General features: G+C 60.5%; 15 protein-coding genes and 2 pseudogenes. 7 read left to right on the top strand and 10 right to left on the bottom strand.

Annotation, left to right across the window (positions count from 1 at the left end):
- Positions 1 to 211: 211 nt before the first annotated feature.
- Positions 212 to 796: a MaoC family dehydratase gene (locus tag CV102_RS20940; RefSeq protein WP_394349512.1), complete on the bottom strand. Its 585-nt coding sequence runs from the start codon at positions 794 to 796 to the stop codon at positions 212 to 214.
- A gap of 1,074 nt (positions 797 to 1,870) precedes the next feature.
- Between CV102_RS20940 and CV102_RS20945 the strand changes: the two genes are divergently transcribed.
- Positions 1,871 to 2,104, top strand: coding sequence for a hypothetical protein (locus tag CV102_RS20945; RefSeq protein WP_148859968.1), 234 nt, complete (start codon positions 1,871 to 1,873; stop codon positions 2,102 to 2,104).
- A 313-nt stretch (positions 2,105 to 2,417) separates the two neighbouring features.
- On the opposite strand, the gene CV102_RS20950 is transcribed toward CV102_RS20945, so the two are convergent.
- The 4 genes from CV102_RS20950 to CV102_RS26210 form a co-directional block, all read right to left on the bottom strand.
- The gene (locus CV102_RS20950) at positions 2,418 to 2,882 is read right to left on the bottom strand and encodes a universal stress protein (protein ID WP_148859969.1); all 465 of its coding nucleotides are present in this window, start codon (positions 2,880 to 2,882) and stop codon (positions 2,418 to 2,420) included.
- Positions 2,883 to 3,312: 430 nt separating this feature from the next.
- A complete protein-coding gene (locus tag CV102_RS20955) occupies positions 3,313 to 3,591 on the bottom strand; it encodes a hypothetical protein (protein WP_148859970.1) in 279 nt (92 codons plus the stop codon).
- Positions 3,592 to 3,655: 64 nt separating this feature from the next.
- Positions 3,656 to 4,315, bottom strand: a complete 660-nt coding sequence (locus tag CV102_RS20960) for a type 1 glutamine amidotransferase (protein ID WP_148859971.1) — start codon at positions 4,313 to 4,315, stop codon at positions 3,656 to 3,658.
- Positions 4,316 to 4,436: 121 nt separating this feature from the next.
- Positions 4,437 to 4,583, bottom strand: coding sequence for a hypothetical protein (locus CV102_RS26210; protein ID WP_187433065.1), 147 nt, complete (start codon positions 4,581 to 4,583; stop codon positions 4,437 to 4,439).
- 398 nt (positions 4,584 to 4,981) lie between these two features.
- Between CV102_RS26210 and CV102_RS20965 the strand changes: the two genes are divergently transcribed.
- Complete coding sequence (locus CV102_RS20965) at positions 4,982 to 5,323, top strand: CBS domain-containing protein (RefSeq protein ID WP_148859986.1); 342 nt, start codon at positions 4,982 to 4,984, stop codon at positions 5,321 to 5,323.
- A 393-nt stretch (positions 5,324 to 5,716) separates the two neighbouring features.
- Complete coding sequence (locus CV102_RS20970) at positions 5,717 to 5,986, top strand: hypothetical protein (protein WP_148859972.1); 270 nt, start codon at positions 5,717 to 5,719, stop codon at positions 5,984 to 5,986.
- 141 nt (positions 5,987 to 6,127) lie between these two features.
- Here the strand turns inward: CV102_RS20970 and CV102_RS20975 are convergent, their stop codons facing one another.
- Together CV102_RS20975 and CV102_RS20980 are read right to left on the bottom strand one after the other, a co-directional pair.
- Positions 6,128 to 6,625 carry a hypothetical protein gene (locus CV102_RS20975; protein WP_148859973.1) on the bottom strand — a complete coding sequence of 166 codons (498 nt, stop codon included), beginning with the start codon at positions 6,623 to 6,625 and terminating at the stop codon, positions 6,128 to 6,130.
- A gap of 178 nt (positions 6,626 to 6,803) precedes the next feature.
- The gene (locus tag CV102_RS20980; protein WP_148859974.1) at positions 6,804 to 6,986 is read right to left on the bottom strand and encodes a hypothetical protein; all 183 of its coding nucleotides are present in this window, start codon (positions 6,984 to 6,986) and stop codon (positions 6,804 to 6,806) included.
- 994 nt (positions 6,987 to 7,980) lie between these two features.
- Here CV102_RS20980 and CV102_RS20985 point away from each other — a divergent pair.
- The 3 genes from CV102_RS20985 to CV102_RS27425 all read left to right on the top strand — a co-directional run bounded on the left by CV102_RS20985 (position 7,981) and on the right by CV102_RS27425 (position 9,399).
- Positions 7,981 to 8,472 carry a hypothetical protein gene (locus tag CV102_RS20985; RefSeq protein ID WP_148859975.1) on the top strand — a complete coding sequence of 164 codons (492 nt, stop codon included), beginning with the start codon at positions 7,981 to 7,983 and terminating at the stop codon, positions 8,470 to 8,472.
- A 180-nt stretch (positions 8,473 to 8,652) separates the two neighbouring features.
- Positions 8,653 to 9,066, top strand: a complete 414-nt coding sequence (locus tag CV102_RS20990; RefSeq protein WP_148859976.1) for a hypothetical protein — start codon at positions 8,653 to 8,655, stop codon at positions 9,064 to 9,066.
- A 174-nt stretch (positions 9,067 to 9,240) separates the two neighbouring features.
- Positions 9,241 to 9,399: a DUF7563 family protein gene (locus CV102_RS27425; RefSeq protein WP_449289636.1), complete on the top strand. Its 159-nt coding sequence runs from the start codon at positions 9,241 to 9,243 to the stop codon at positions 9,397 to 9,399.
- A gap of 243 nt (positions 9,400 to 9,642) precedes the next feature.
- Here CV102_RS27425 and CV102_RS20995 read toward each other — a convergent pair whose 3' ends face one another.
- A complete protein-coding gene (locus CV102_RS20995) occupies positions 9,643 to 9,840 on the bottom strand; it encodes a hypothetical protein (protein WP_233710765.1) in 198 nt (65 codons plus the stop codon).
- Positions 9,841 to 10,499: 659 nt separating this feature from the next.
- Here CV102_RS20995 and CV102_RS21005 point away from each other — a divergent pair.
- Positions 10,500 to 11,429, top strand: coding sequence for a glycerophosphodiester phosphodiesterase family protein (locus CV102_RS21005; protein ID WP_148859978.1), 930 nt, complete (start codon positions 10,500 to 10,502; stop codon positions 11,427 to 11,429).
- Between the two features lie 794 nt (positions 11,430 to 12,223).
- Here CV102_RS21005 and CV102_RS21010 read toward each other — a convergent pair.
- Together CV102_RS21010 and CV102_RS26790 are read right to left on the bottom strand one after the other, a co-directional pair.
- Positions 12,224 to 12,679: pseudogene (locus tag CV102_RS21010) on the bottom strand (PhnE/PtxC family ABC transporter permease); the annotation flags it as partial.
- 609 nt (positions 12,680 to 13,288) lie between these two features.
- Positions 13,289 to 13,435: pseudogene (locus CV102_RS26790) on the bottom strand (galactonate dehydratase); the annotation flags it as partial.

Here is a 13,435-nt window from a genome sequence, read left to right on the forward strand (position 1 = left end):
GAGCAGGCCGTGTTGAGAGACAACGGTGAGTAATCAGCGTCCGGTGAGGCCTCCACAAAAGCTCCTGACGCGGTCGACATTCCGGGACTCGAGAGGCCTGGGAGCTTTCGTAGTGTTCGATTCTCTCAGCGAGTCGGTGTAATCTGGACACCGTCCCGCGAGCGGGGGCCAAAGCTGACAACCACCACACACGGAATTGCTCGGACTCCCGCTACGGGTTCGGTGGATCGTCGATCAGAACCACGGCCTCGCCGTCGACGACCCTCGTTTCCGCGTCCTCGTCGTCGACGACCGTCGAAAGCCGGTACTGACTGTTGCCGAGATTTTCGACGACTTCGACGGTCCCGGTCAGACGATCACCGGCCCGCACCGGGGCGCGGAACTCCAGATCCTGGGAGAGATAGATCGTGAGACCGGGAAGCCGGGCGAGTGCGGCGCTGATGAGGCCAGCCACCAGCGTTCCGTGAACGATGCGCCCACCGAATCGCGTCGCGGTGGCGTACTCCTCATCGAGATGGAGGCGGTTCGTGTCGCCTGACACTCGCGAGAATACTTCGACGTCCGCCTCGTCGAGAACCTTCGAGAAGGAGACCGTGTCACCGACTGTGATCTCGTCGGACTCCTCGACGGATCGGTCGAACGTCCAGTCGTGCTGGTCGAACGCGACGGAGTCGACACCCGGCAGCTGGTCCTCGTGGGTCGCTCCGGTGGGAAACAACGAGAGGACCGCCCGATTCGCTTCGAGAGAGTTCTGCACCATCGATGCACCCATCCTGGTCCAGGCGTCCACGAACATACGTCTTCCAGGTGTAGCCCCCCTTTGGCGATTCCGATCGTTTCACGCCCGGCAGCGAACGCGAAAGCACCCACAGCTGTTCAAGACGGCGTTACGCGGTCATCGCGGCTGGTCCGACGGTCGCCATCACGGGCTGACTTCCCACCCCCTCGTGTCCCATCGCGGGCCACCAGGTTTCGGTGCGAAGTTCCAGAGTCTCCGGCGAGTAGGCGTACCGACAGCGTCGAATTGAGCCCGAACGCTGTTGCTACTGGCGGCAGCGATACCGGTTCTCCGTCCTCCATCGGGGAAGACGCCAGCAGGTGGCTGCTGAACGGCTGTTGATGGCCGGTGGCATTTCGACGACCGGCGGAAAAAGGAGCGGCTCGGGTGTTCACTGCGGTGTCAACGGTCGTTCTCTGCGGGGCTGCTCCTGTTGAGCCTGTAATAGCTGGATAATGGCGGTGCTCAGCTCGCTGCGCTGATGTTTAGTCAGCAGATGGTAGTGGAGGTTTGATTCGCGCCGTATGCGCCGATCACAGCACGGACAGTAGAGACTATTCGTGATCATCGCTTCCATCTACTCTCGGATGCCGCAAATAGCTTATGTTAGTCACTCACACACATAGGTGTTGCCAGTGGACTGACTTTCTCTCTGACAGGAGTACCACCCTCCGATACGAGCAAATGCGTCGAATGAGTAACATCTCGTTAACTCGGGACTCAGGTGGCACAGCGGTCCTTGGACGAGGGCTCTCTCGAGAGCGATACGCAACGAGAGAACTCAACAGCTATGCTCTCGGCCGTACAGAGAGAACCAATTCGACGCAGCGTGTCTCAAATCAGAGTGGATACGAGCAGTTCTACCAGTACTCGGCAGATAGGTGCCCACATCTGGAGTATGCGCTATCACGACGCGTGCCTGATCAAACATGACGGTCGAAACCATCGGAAGGCTCGCGCTCGCTCGGCGGGTCAATTCCTGGACGACACACGGAGGAGGTCAGCTGAGAGACGACCCTCGCTGGCCGGGAACCCATCCCCGTGACACAGTGGTTATGATTAATGACCTCTCGCGGTGATCAGAAACACGCTATGAACACAACAGTGTTCCTCGAGACCCCGATGGACGACCGCCACGAAATAGAGTGCGAGGAGGCCAAAGTGATCGGGAACGTCGTCTGGGCGACCCCGGCTCACGACGGACAGGAGGTCGTCGTGCCGCTGTCGAACGTGGCCGGAGTCACCGGCGACGCTGTCGAACAGGAGATCGACGAGGTCGAGTACCCGGGTGGCCGAATCACCGAACTCGTGACGCGGCTCTCCTGACGAAGACGCGACCAGAAGCGACGGTTCCAGCCGTGCGATGACCGAGCGAGGGGCGAGCGCGTGGGGTGACACGTGCCGAGCTACAAACGGTGATCACTCGTTCCAGGCGCCGAGTTGCTCGACGACCGGCCGGTCTAACGGCGGCTTTCGTCACCTACGCGACGCGTGGCGTTTCTCGAGAGACCGCGCAATCACAGCCGGTCGGGTGCACAGTAGCTGTCACTGGCCGCTACTACGGTGACGAACTCGGGGCAGCCCGCCCGCAGGGAGAGACGGGGGTTCCGCCGCCGCGGGATGCAGCCCTGGCTGGCGGTTACCGAACGATCGTCACCGGCACTGGCGAACGTCGAGCCACCGTTTCGGCAACACTCCCGAGCAGGATGCGACTCGCCCCAGTCCGCCCGTGACTACCGAGCACGATCTGATCGACGTCCTGGTCGGCGGCGGCGGCGAGAATCGTTCGTGGGACATCGCCGATGCGGACCTCCGTCTCGAGGTCGACATCGGCGTCAGCAGCCCGGTTCCGGGCTTCCTCGAAGACGGCTTCCGCCTGCGTCTCGCGGTGGGTGCGGATCTGTTCGTAGTCCGCCATCGTCTCCGTCCCGCTCTCGAGACTGGTCTTCGTGCCGGTCTCGAGTCCGGTCGCCCCGTAGATGTCGCCGGGATCGATGACGTGCACCGCGATGAGTTTCGCGCCGGGGTAGCTCTCGAGGGCGAACTCGAGGGCCGCCGTCGAACACTCGGAGGTGTCGAGCGGGACGAGCACGCGTGTCGTCATGGGATGAACTTCGCCGGCGGCGGAAATAAAGCACTCTGGTGGGCACGAAACCCACACTCGAGACGAACGTCGTGGTCGCTCAGCCCGAACAACGGCGGAACGCTCGGAAAAAGTATCGACGGGACCGCGGCGACGATCGACACGGCGTGAGAGCGAGGGGTAAGATAGTGTGCTATCCGTTCGACGGCACACACGACGCCTTCTTTGGTCCTCCGACACGACCCGTACAGCGGTTCGCTACCGAGCGTTCTCACCGGAAACGGCCGGAGTGTTCACTCGAGGCTCCCGTCGTAGCCGGCCGCGAGCCCCTGGCTATTGCCGGCCGCGAGACTCCAGTGACGCAACCGGTTGACAGTTCGGTCGCGACCCAGCAGGCGTCGCGTGGGAACGCAACGAGCCGCCTCGTCTCGATCAGCGGTGGGGGCGGTCGCTACTCGTGACGAAGCGCTGTGGCGATCGACTCGAGTTCTGCCTTCCGGAAGGGGCCCCCAGCACTGTCTGGATCGTCGTCGTCTCGAAGGCCGACCTTCCAGCGAATCCCCGCTCGCATCTGCGATTTCGGAGGCAGATTCCCCGTTGGGATCTCGTAGTCGACGGCGTCACAGATGGCGGCGAGAGCCTCCTTCGTGAAAGCCGTCGATTCCTCGCGCTCGTATCGTCCCACAGCCTGTCGGATCTCGTTCCGGAGTTCGTCGACCGTTCGTGTCATACGGCCGACGACGGACGAAGGCGTTGTGTAGGTTGTGGTCGCCCGTCGGCTGGCCGGCCCGCCGTTACTCGTCCTGCGCGGTGTCCCGCAGGAGTGACCGAAAGTTCGAGAGCACGCGCGACGCGGTGACGTCTCCGGCGGTGTACTCGGTCTCAGTCCAGCCGAAGTCCGCCGCGATCCGCTCTATGAGCTCTGCGGTGAACTCGGGATGGAACTGAACGGTCCACAGCGGCGCTTCGCGGTGTCTCGTGGCGAACGGAGTACAGTAGTCCGTCGACGCGATGACGTCCATCGCCGCACCTGGCTCGCGAACGACGTCACCGTGGACGGCGGGCACGACCGGATCGACGCCATCGAACAGGGGATCGGCTGCGAGGTCGGTCGCGACGAGCCGGTGGGTCATTCCGACGTGTTCGACCCGGCCGCCGAGGGCGGCGTTGGCGAGTTGGTGGCCGAAACAGACGCCGAGCGTTGGAATCCGCCGCTCGACGAGATCGCGAACCAGTGCCGCCTGCTCGTCGATCCACGGTTCGGCGTCGCGCTCGTAGACGCCGGCCGTGCTTCCCGAGAGGACGACGCCGTCGATACCCTCGAGGGAGGGGCGCTCACCGGCGGGGAAGTCGCACTCGCGACGGTCCGGAAAGTAGCTCGCGAGCGTCTCGGGATGGTAGTCGTACACCTCGTCGACCTCGTTGTGGACGACGAGAACCGTCGGTTCGCTCATCGAACGAGATGAAGGCTACCGAAACAATAAGTCTGCCTCAGTGCGGCGGGGGTCGAACGACGCGAGAGGCCACCTGTTCCAGAGAGACCAGAAAACGGGCTACGTGCCTGCGGAAGGCAGCTCAGTAGCCGAAGTAGACGTCGACTGTGACGCCGAGGAAGAACGTGACGATGAACGCCACTGCCGCGAGCAGGAGCAGGTTGTGGCGTGCGAGGACGGGTTCGTACTGCTGGACGTCGAGCGTTGCAGGAAGTGGATTGGTACTCATATACGAGTGAACGCACCAGACAGATAAAACGCTGTTCCGAACTGCGTCACCATACGGCACGCTTACACGGCAATGCGTGGCGTGTGAGGGGATTTCACGACACGATGCGCAGTCGAAAACCCATCGTCGGAGACGAGACGATTCGGCGGCCGGCAGCCCACGCTGGCACAGTCGTTGCTAACTATCGAGACCACTGTCGGAAGCGTCGGCATCGCTGCTCCGCTCCGGCGACAGATCGCACCGACTCGAGTTTCGACGGCGAACCGATCCGAGATTTAGGGTCCCGCGTTCGCGAGCAATCCTTCGCCCGCAATCGACGAGCGGCCGCAACACCAATGTCAATTGATGCCATACCCAGTCGTATGACACCTGGCAACGGCACCCGCGTCGAAGACGTCATGTCGACCCCGCTGAAGACGATTTCGAAGGACGCGACGCTCGAAGCCGCGGCGACGGCGATGCGCGACAGCGAGATCAAGGCTCTCGTCGTGACGACGGATCCGCCGTCGATCGTCACGAGCACCGATCTGGTCGCCGCCGCCGCCGAGGGACGCGATCCCACCGAACTGCAGGTCACCGCGGTGATGACCGAATCTGTCGAGACCGTGCCGCCGGATCTCTACCTCGAGGAAGTGGCCGCAATGATGACCGGTCTGGGGATCAATCACCTGCCAGTCGTCGACGACGACGATTACGTCGGGATGGTCTCGTCGACCGATATCACTGCCGAGCTCTCCTGAGAGCGAGTCGTTTTGGCTGCTGCAACGCTCGAGGGACGACAACCCGCTCCAGACGGAAGTCGAAACCGCCCGGACCCGACCAGCCGTCAGAGTGCGCGTAGAGCGGTGCTCGGTCGTTACAGCGTGTAGTTGCCGTCCGAAACAGATCCCGACCCACAGCGCCGATACCGTCACAGGCGGTAGAGTGAGCTCTACAAAAGCACCACGCCACGAGACATCGGATCTGGGCCACACGTCCCATCACAACGGTGTGTACTACAACTGGTAGTTTCCACAAAACATACTACGTGTGGGAAGAATGAAACCTCCGATGGCAATGGTTTGGACTAACCGATGGGGAACGCTACCGACGCACGGTAATAGCGAGCACGGCAGTCTCGAGAGTCACTCACGATGAGCGACACCACGTTCGCGGTCCATCTGGTCGATGGCCGCGTCGAGGTGTACGAGACGGTTACGGTGCTCGAAGATAACGATGGCGACTGGATTCGGTGTCTACGGTCGGAGCCCTCACCTCGCGAAAAGCTCCCCGAAACGACGAAGTACTACAGGTGCGAGGACGTCGCAAGGATCGAGCGAACCGACCGGAACGGCAGTTCGCAAATCGTCGATCGCGATCAGCTCGAGTTCAAGAACGCCCTCGAGAACGTCCTCAGCAAGTGACAAGTGAGCTTCCCCGATTCGGACTGCGTTGCAACGCCTCCGGTGCCGAGAGAGAACTGAGACGTCGTTGATTACAAACGGTGCGAGCGCTCGGATCACAGCGTTCGTGGCTGGGCCACCAGGCGGTGGTTCGACAGTCGTCTACTCGAGTTCGAGAGTCCACTCGTCGTAGGCTTCGACACCGATGTACCCGATACCAGTGTAGTCGAAGCTCTGCTCGCCGGTGTACGGTCCGATCTCGTCGACGACGAACTCGCCGGACTGGCTTTCGGCAGGGAGGAGGATTACCTGAACGTTGCGATCACCACGGTGTGAACACGTCGCTGTGTGTGATCCGCCGAACTCGAACGGCCCGACCACTCGCGGCTTGTCGTCGCGGAGGGACTGGGGTAGTTCCGCTCCACTGGTACTCCGTGGCTGTCGGACCTCGAGCCACCAGTCGCCGTCGGCTTCGACCTCGAGGAGGTACGCCCCTGGTTCGAGGAAGCGAGCGTTTTCACCGGCGTACGCACCGATTTCGTTCACAAATAGCTCGCACCGGTCGTCCGTCGACGAAGCGAGGTGTACCTGGAAGTTACTCGAGCCGCTGTGCACCGCATCGATTACGGTCAGACCGCCGTCGATATTGATCTCCACCATCGCTCTGTCTGACCCAGAGATATCCGCACTGGGGTTGGGTGCAGTGAGCTATCCTCTCGAATATATAAAAGCGTACTGAGGAAATTCAGAGATTGAGCAGACGGCGACGCGAGGAGGGGACGCTCGGTCTCAGCGGGACAACAGAAACGAGTTTCCTGTGAACGATCAGCGGCCGGAGTCACGGGTGTGGATACTCGAGTGCGGGGATGATTTCGATCGTGCTCCGGTCCTCGAGCCCCGAAATATGTTCGTGCGCGTGCGTTTCGCAGAAGTAGTGTGTTTCCGTCTCGCCCTGTTCGTTGCTGTTGACGACGATGCGGTGAGTGGCATCCACCATACAGGAGGTCCGTCCACAATGCATACGACGAGATTCCACATAATGTAGTATAGATCTTTGTGTCGTCAAAAGGAATTAGCAACTGTCGAATCCTAAACCCGAGCGCTCCGCCGAACAGGTTCTCGCGCGGTCGTAGATACCGCGAGGAATCGGCATCTCCAGTGATCGCTGCACATATAGCCGTTCGTTTCGGACCGATACGAGAGGACGGTTACCGTCTCCCGAACGTGAAACAAACGGCTTATGAAGGCGAAGTGATGGTTGTGACACGTCGGAAACAGGTGACGGTTGGTCGGGTGAGTTGTTGATAGTGACACACCACGCGTCTCCCCGACCGACTGATCCAGTATCTGTTTCCGACAATTCAATAGCTGTGTCACGATTCGTATTAATAGACATATTCGTATTCAGCTACTGAAAACGGGTGCTGAGTAGGCGGTGGACGAAAAAAGCAGCCCGGACACCGATCTGTACTGGAAATATCCAGTAAACGACCGCAGATCGGGTGACCGTTTTCGAGTAGCCGAGCTCCCGCATTGCGAAGGCGTGGTTGGCGATGGGTTGGGCGTCGTGTCTGGCTTGGCCGAGTTGCTCTCGTGTTCCACTCTCGACGTGGAGGCGGAATCGAAGCGTCTCGACCAGTTCAACCATCGGGTTGGGGACGGAATGACGTTTATTAAACGTGTCGAACGCCGTTAGTGTGGCAGAGCGTACGCGATTCACCCCCGTGTCAGGTGACCCGGGGTACTCTCGCTGCTAACTATAGACAGTGTCGTAACTGGTAGGAACTATAGTAACAACTGAAACGATTTACACACCGAGTGTACAGCTGTCGTGCGATCGGGTGTGCATCGACTGTCAGTGGATAACTCGAGCGAGCGGACTGTGCGACGAGGACCTTCGGGACGTGCGATGTCTGCGAACATCGTGACAGCGACGCCGCTACCAACCCGTGTTCGGGGCGAACAGTGTAAGGCAAACCCATATACAGACGGTCCTCGACAGACCGAAAACGAGTATGCACCGACGGATGGCTCTCGGCGTGATCACTGGTGTGAGCCTTGCAGCCCTGACTGGCGGCTCTACCGGCGACTCCGACGCCGAATCGCTACCCGTCAAAGTAGCCGATGGCGGCGGTTCGAGTGCCAGCCCTGATCTCGCCCGTGAGACGCCGGCCGTCGCCTTCGACGTCGCACCCCTTTCGCTGACCGAGTGTGGGACCACCTGTCGTGAGGCGACGACGACCCTCCGCAACACCGGCGACCGAGATGCAACCGACGTTCGTGTGTTCGTGACCGTCTTCACCGACGAGACGGTCGTGTGGGAGACCGAGGAGTGCATCGGACGGCTCGCGTCCGGCGCCGGTGTCACCCGAACGTACCGCGTCGACGTCGACCTGGGAACCGCGCTCGCGATTCGGGAGAACGACGGCCGACTCACGATCGAACTCACGATCGAATCCGACCAGCAGACGGAACGGATCGTCCGAGAAAAAGACGTCGAGATCTGACCGAGGTGAACACCGAACCGGTCTCGTCGCCCTCGTTCCCGCTGGTGCTGGCCAACTTGCGACCGCACCGCTGCGGCCGAGGCCACGAGCGTTCGCAACCTTCTCCGAGGGGATCCCCGTTCTGTTCTCGCCGACAGTAGCGTTCTACTTATTTACGCGGTGATCCCGAAACACGAACCGATGACCGGGACTGGCAGATTCAAAGTGTTCGGCGTGTACGTCTCGGAACCGGTTCACGACGCTCTCGAAGCGTCGGTGTACGAAGCGGCCGGAGTCGTCGACCTCGAGGACTACTTCGACGCGACGGGGTCAGTTCCGGCCGGCGATCCGGGTGCCGAGGCGATCGACGCGATCCTCACCGACGTCAGCGAGGCGTTCGCCACGCTGTACGATGACGCCGACTTCGACGCCGTCAGTCGACTCGATCCCGATGCCTTCGAACTCGTCCAACTCGCTGCCACCCCGGAACGGGTCACGCGCGCCCGCGAACAGTTCCGCGCCGCTGCGACGATTCAGGATACGGACCTCCGAACGGTTCACACTGCGATCCTCGCCGCGCACTTCGACATCCCCGCAGCGACGGCCGACCGGTAGCAGGCTCGAGAGCCCCTCGCGTGGGCCAAACTGTTGACGTCGTAGTCCGTCTCGAGGGCTCTCGATCGAGATATTCTGGAACTGTTGTCGCGACTGCTGCCCTCGAGACGAGGGATCGCCGATAACGCTAAGTGAGTGTATGTACATTGGTATCATGTAACAAGGTAGTCGACCATGGAGAACTGCCCAAATTGCAACGAAACGGTCTCGGCGAATTTCGTCCGCGTCTTCGGCGACAATAGGGGCCACCTCGAGGGATGTGTGCACTGTCTCAGTTCGGCAGAACTCACCGGAAGAACCGACAAGAACGAGTATCTGCCGTCTCTTCGATGAGCGTGACGCAGGTACTCTCGATGCAGACGGAGTAACCAGCGTGGGGTGGCGGCTCGCTCGAGCGGATCGCACAGACGGGTGTTCTTCCAGTCGACGAGCAGTGCCGACGACTCCTGCACCGAAGCTACTCGTCCGTGTACTGCAGTCTATGGGCCGAGAACACGGGCTTGATCTCCGCGACGCTGTACACGAACAGGAGTTTCGGCTCGTATAGCGCCGGTTGGCCGAGGGATTCTCAACGCATCAGGAGCGGTGTGCTGCCACGTCGGTTTCGTCGACCGCGTCCGGCCGATTCGGCGACTCGTTCACCTCCTCGACGCAACAGGAAAGACAGGTGAGTTCGTGCGTGTTCGGATTCTGCCAGCGCTCCCGCTCGAGCCAAATTCCCTTCACGTCCTCGCCATCGATCTCGACTCCGCAGTGAAAACAGTTGTTGGGCACGCCAGGCGGGGTCGGCCGTGGCCAATAAAGCTGCATAAGTGGTTCCTCTACCGCGGGGTATCATAATACTATTCATTATATATTTCTTGAGTTATCTCTCTGGATCGGGTCCATGTCCTGCGGTTATTGAATGATATCAGCGAGTCGGTTTCGAGAATTAACTCCAACTACTAACTAGTCGGTTCGGAGTCGTACAGTCTTCGATCACCGAGATGGGACAGCACACGGAAAAGGGACAAGGGTGGTAGGGCACCCGGCGCGGGATCGGATGATCGCCGGGTGCGGTGGGGTGCGGTGGGGTGCGGTGGGGTGCGGTGGGGTGCGGTGGGTGACGGTCGAACGACGTGGCAGGTGTCGATCGGGTGGGGTGCTTGGTTGTGGGGGTTTCCTGCCGTTTTTGTGTAGGAGGGGATTGGTAAAGACGTTCATTCCAAACCATGTTGGGAAATATTACGGATGCTGTGAATCCCTCGATAGTTGACGCGCTCCAGAGCGGGGTAGAATCGTCCGCAGTCCTCCGCACGAAGTATATTGTAACTAATGAAAGTAACGCTGCCCGATCATAATTTCAGAGATATTCTGCGTTATTGTACTGTGTCGACAAAAGTATTATAGTTGCTTCCAATAGTTAACAGACCGCAATGCAAGAAAATCCAAGTATGCTGAATAGGCGACGGTTTATCGCCGGGACGGGCGCAACCGTAGCCGGAGCAGTCACCGCATCGACGGGAGTCGGGGCGAACGAAGCGGAGACCGCTGGTGAAGCCAACGGCGACCGAAACGAACGGGCGACGGTCATTGCACACCGCGGCTTCGCCGATACGTATCCCGAGAACACCGTCGGCGCGTTCGAGCTCGCAGTTCAGGGAGGATCCGACGACGCGGCCGATCGTCGCGGAGCGGACTGGATCGAACTCGACGTCTTTCCGACGTGCGACGGCGAGATCGCGGTCTTCCACGACTCGGATCTCGGTGATCTGACCGATACCGAGGGAGTGCTCTACGAGACCCCCGCCAGCGAGGTGTTCGACGCTGAAGTACTCGAGAGCGGAGAGACAGTTCCGTCGCTCGAGGAGGCGATGGAGGTCATCCCACCGAACGTCGGCGTCAACATCGATATCAAGGAGGGATCGCCCGACGTCCAGTTTGGCCGCGTCGACGACCCCGAAGCCGAGCGCGAGGACTGGGAGTGGCTCGAGACGGTCGTCGACGTCGCGACCAGCTACGACAACGAACTGCTGTTCTCGACGTTCTGGGAGGGTGCGCTCGCGACCGTCCTCGATATCGATTCGGATCTGCCGGCCGCGTACCTGCTCTACGACTCCATCCAGGAGGGCCTCGACGTCACCGACGAGTACGACACCGAGGCCGTCAACCCGCCGCTGGAGATGATCTACGGGACGCCGTTCTTCGACGACGAGACCTACGAGGAGATCGATCTCGTCGACGAAGCCCACGCTCGCGATCTGCCGGTCAACGTCTGGACGATCAACACCTGGTACGAAGTCGAACAGCTGATCGACGCCGGCGTCGATGGGCTGTTCCTCGACTACTCCGAAATCGTCCGGTGGGGCGGGCTCCAGAGCTAATCTGCGTTCGGTCCGTCTCGAGCAGGGTGGTCGACCTCGAGTCAGATGCGCCGGGTGACGTCTCGGTTCGTCGATAACCGGTACGCCGTCCGTAGTGCGTTCAGGTTGCCGCAGATTACGGACGGCACGACGTTCGCTTCGGAATGTCAGAATTTTTCCTTTATGCAGAAAATATCATATTTCTGAGTGCCTCGAGGGAGGTGTCTGTACCACGGATCCAGAACTGAGGATTCCGGTGACGAGGCGGTGGCGTCGGAAATCGACTGGTTCTGGAATACGGTTCAGTAGGCCCTGAGACTCGCGGAAAACGCTGGTAAGACAAACGTGGAGGGGCGCGGTTCGATTTGCTCGCCGAAACGTTCAGTTCGGTACCGTGCCTGTACAGAACGGCAATAAGCGCGACATCGTGAGGAAACGCTGGTCGCACACGATGGTCGAGCGATTACCGTATCCTGGAACGGATGGACGCGGCTGACCGTACAAAGTACCAAATTCAGATACTGTGTTTAACAAATAAACGATGGCAGATCGTTCGGCAACCACGGACCGAGATCCGAGCACAGTAACGAATCCGGTTCGGACTGAGAAGCCGTTTGGATGGCAGCCAGCCTTCCAGCCGCGAGCCTGATGGGTTGGTCCATCTCGTGACGGCGTCGTTCCGATTCGCCAGAGTCGGGCCGGTACCAGTACAGGTGAGAAGATACCCACGACCGGACGGCTGTCGTTACGAAAGGAATCGAGAACGATCCGAGTTCGGTGCGGGGAGACCGGTTACCGTCATCCCCCGTGTACGGCTAGCTCACCTTCTTGCGCAGATACGCCGAGACGACTTCGCTGATGATCACGATGCCGAGGATGGCGATCAGGATAGTCAACACGTTCGACCACTGGAAGAAGTTGATCGACGTATCGAGGTAGACGCCGATCCCGCCGGCCCCGACGAACCCGATCACCGTGGCCTCGCGGACGTTGATGTCCCAGCGGTACGTCGCGACGCCGACGAACGCCGGTTTGATCTGCGGGACGATCCCGTAGATGACGACGTCGAGCGGCGAGCCTCCCATCGCACGGATCGCCTCGACCTGGCCGGCGTCGATCTCTTCGATCCCCTCGGCCAGGAGCTTCGAGACGAAGCCGATCGAGCGGAACGCGACGGCGAGGACGCCGGACAGCGCACCAGTCCCGAAGATCACGACGAAGAACAGCGCCCAGATGATCACGTTCACCGAGCGCGTCCCGACGATGAGGAACGTGAGTTGTGGACCGAATTGTTAGTCTTCGAATGCGAATTAACTAGGGAGCGTGTTGTCCTTCAGCACCGCTCCGCGATTACTGTTGACGAGCAGTGATATGTTCTCGGTGAAGGCGGCATCCGCTCCGGTGGAATCGGCCAGTGTGGCGACCCGACTAACCGGATGGATCTACTTGATTTCCTCGAGACGCCTGAAGTTACTCGCGCATGCGTTCAACCCAATTCGGGCCATCGTCGAACGTCATCACCCGCTTCATCCGTTAAGTCCTGCCTTTTCTGCGGTATTCGGGAAATGGGAAATCGTTGAGTACGCGTAATTCGATGAATTGTTGGCAATTGCTCCCCGGTCCATGGTTGCCTCGTCGGCAAGGGTTTGGGCCTGACCACGGCGTTGTTTACAAATACATTGACGTCGCCGTACCCCGCGTCAGCCGTTTCGCTAGGGCCGCAACCCCGTCCGGTCGCGCATGGTGGTACGGACGAACGTTGCGTTACCTGCCGCGATCTCGGCGTCGGTCTCCTCGCCGACGGTCTTACCGTCGAACCAACCGGGGACAGCGTTGTCGATCAGGAACTCCGGTCGGCGGGTCGTAGGCTCACTTGCATGCTACCACTCGGCGACGCTGCCGTCGTCGTGGCGCCAGATCGGGTTGTGCCAGTCGACACCGCCGGTCTGGTCCCGGACGTAGTCCTCGTCGATCTCGATACCGAGTCCCGGCCCGTCCGGGATGTCGACGTAGCCGTCGCGGTACTC

The organism is Natronococcus pandeyae, assembly GCF_008122205.1.
Lineage (GTDB): Archaea > Halobacteriota > Halobacteria > Halobacteriales > Natrialbaceae > Natronococcus > Natronococcus pandeyae.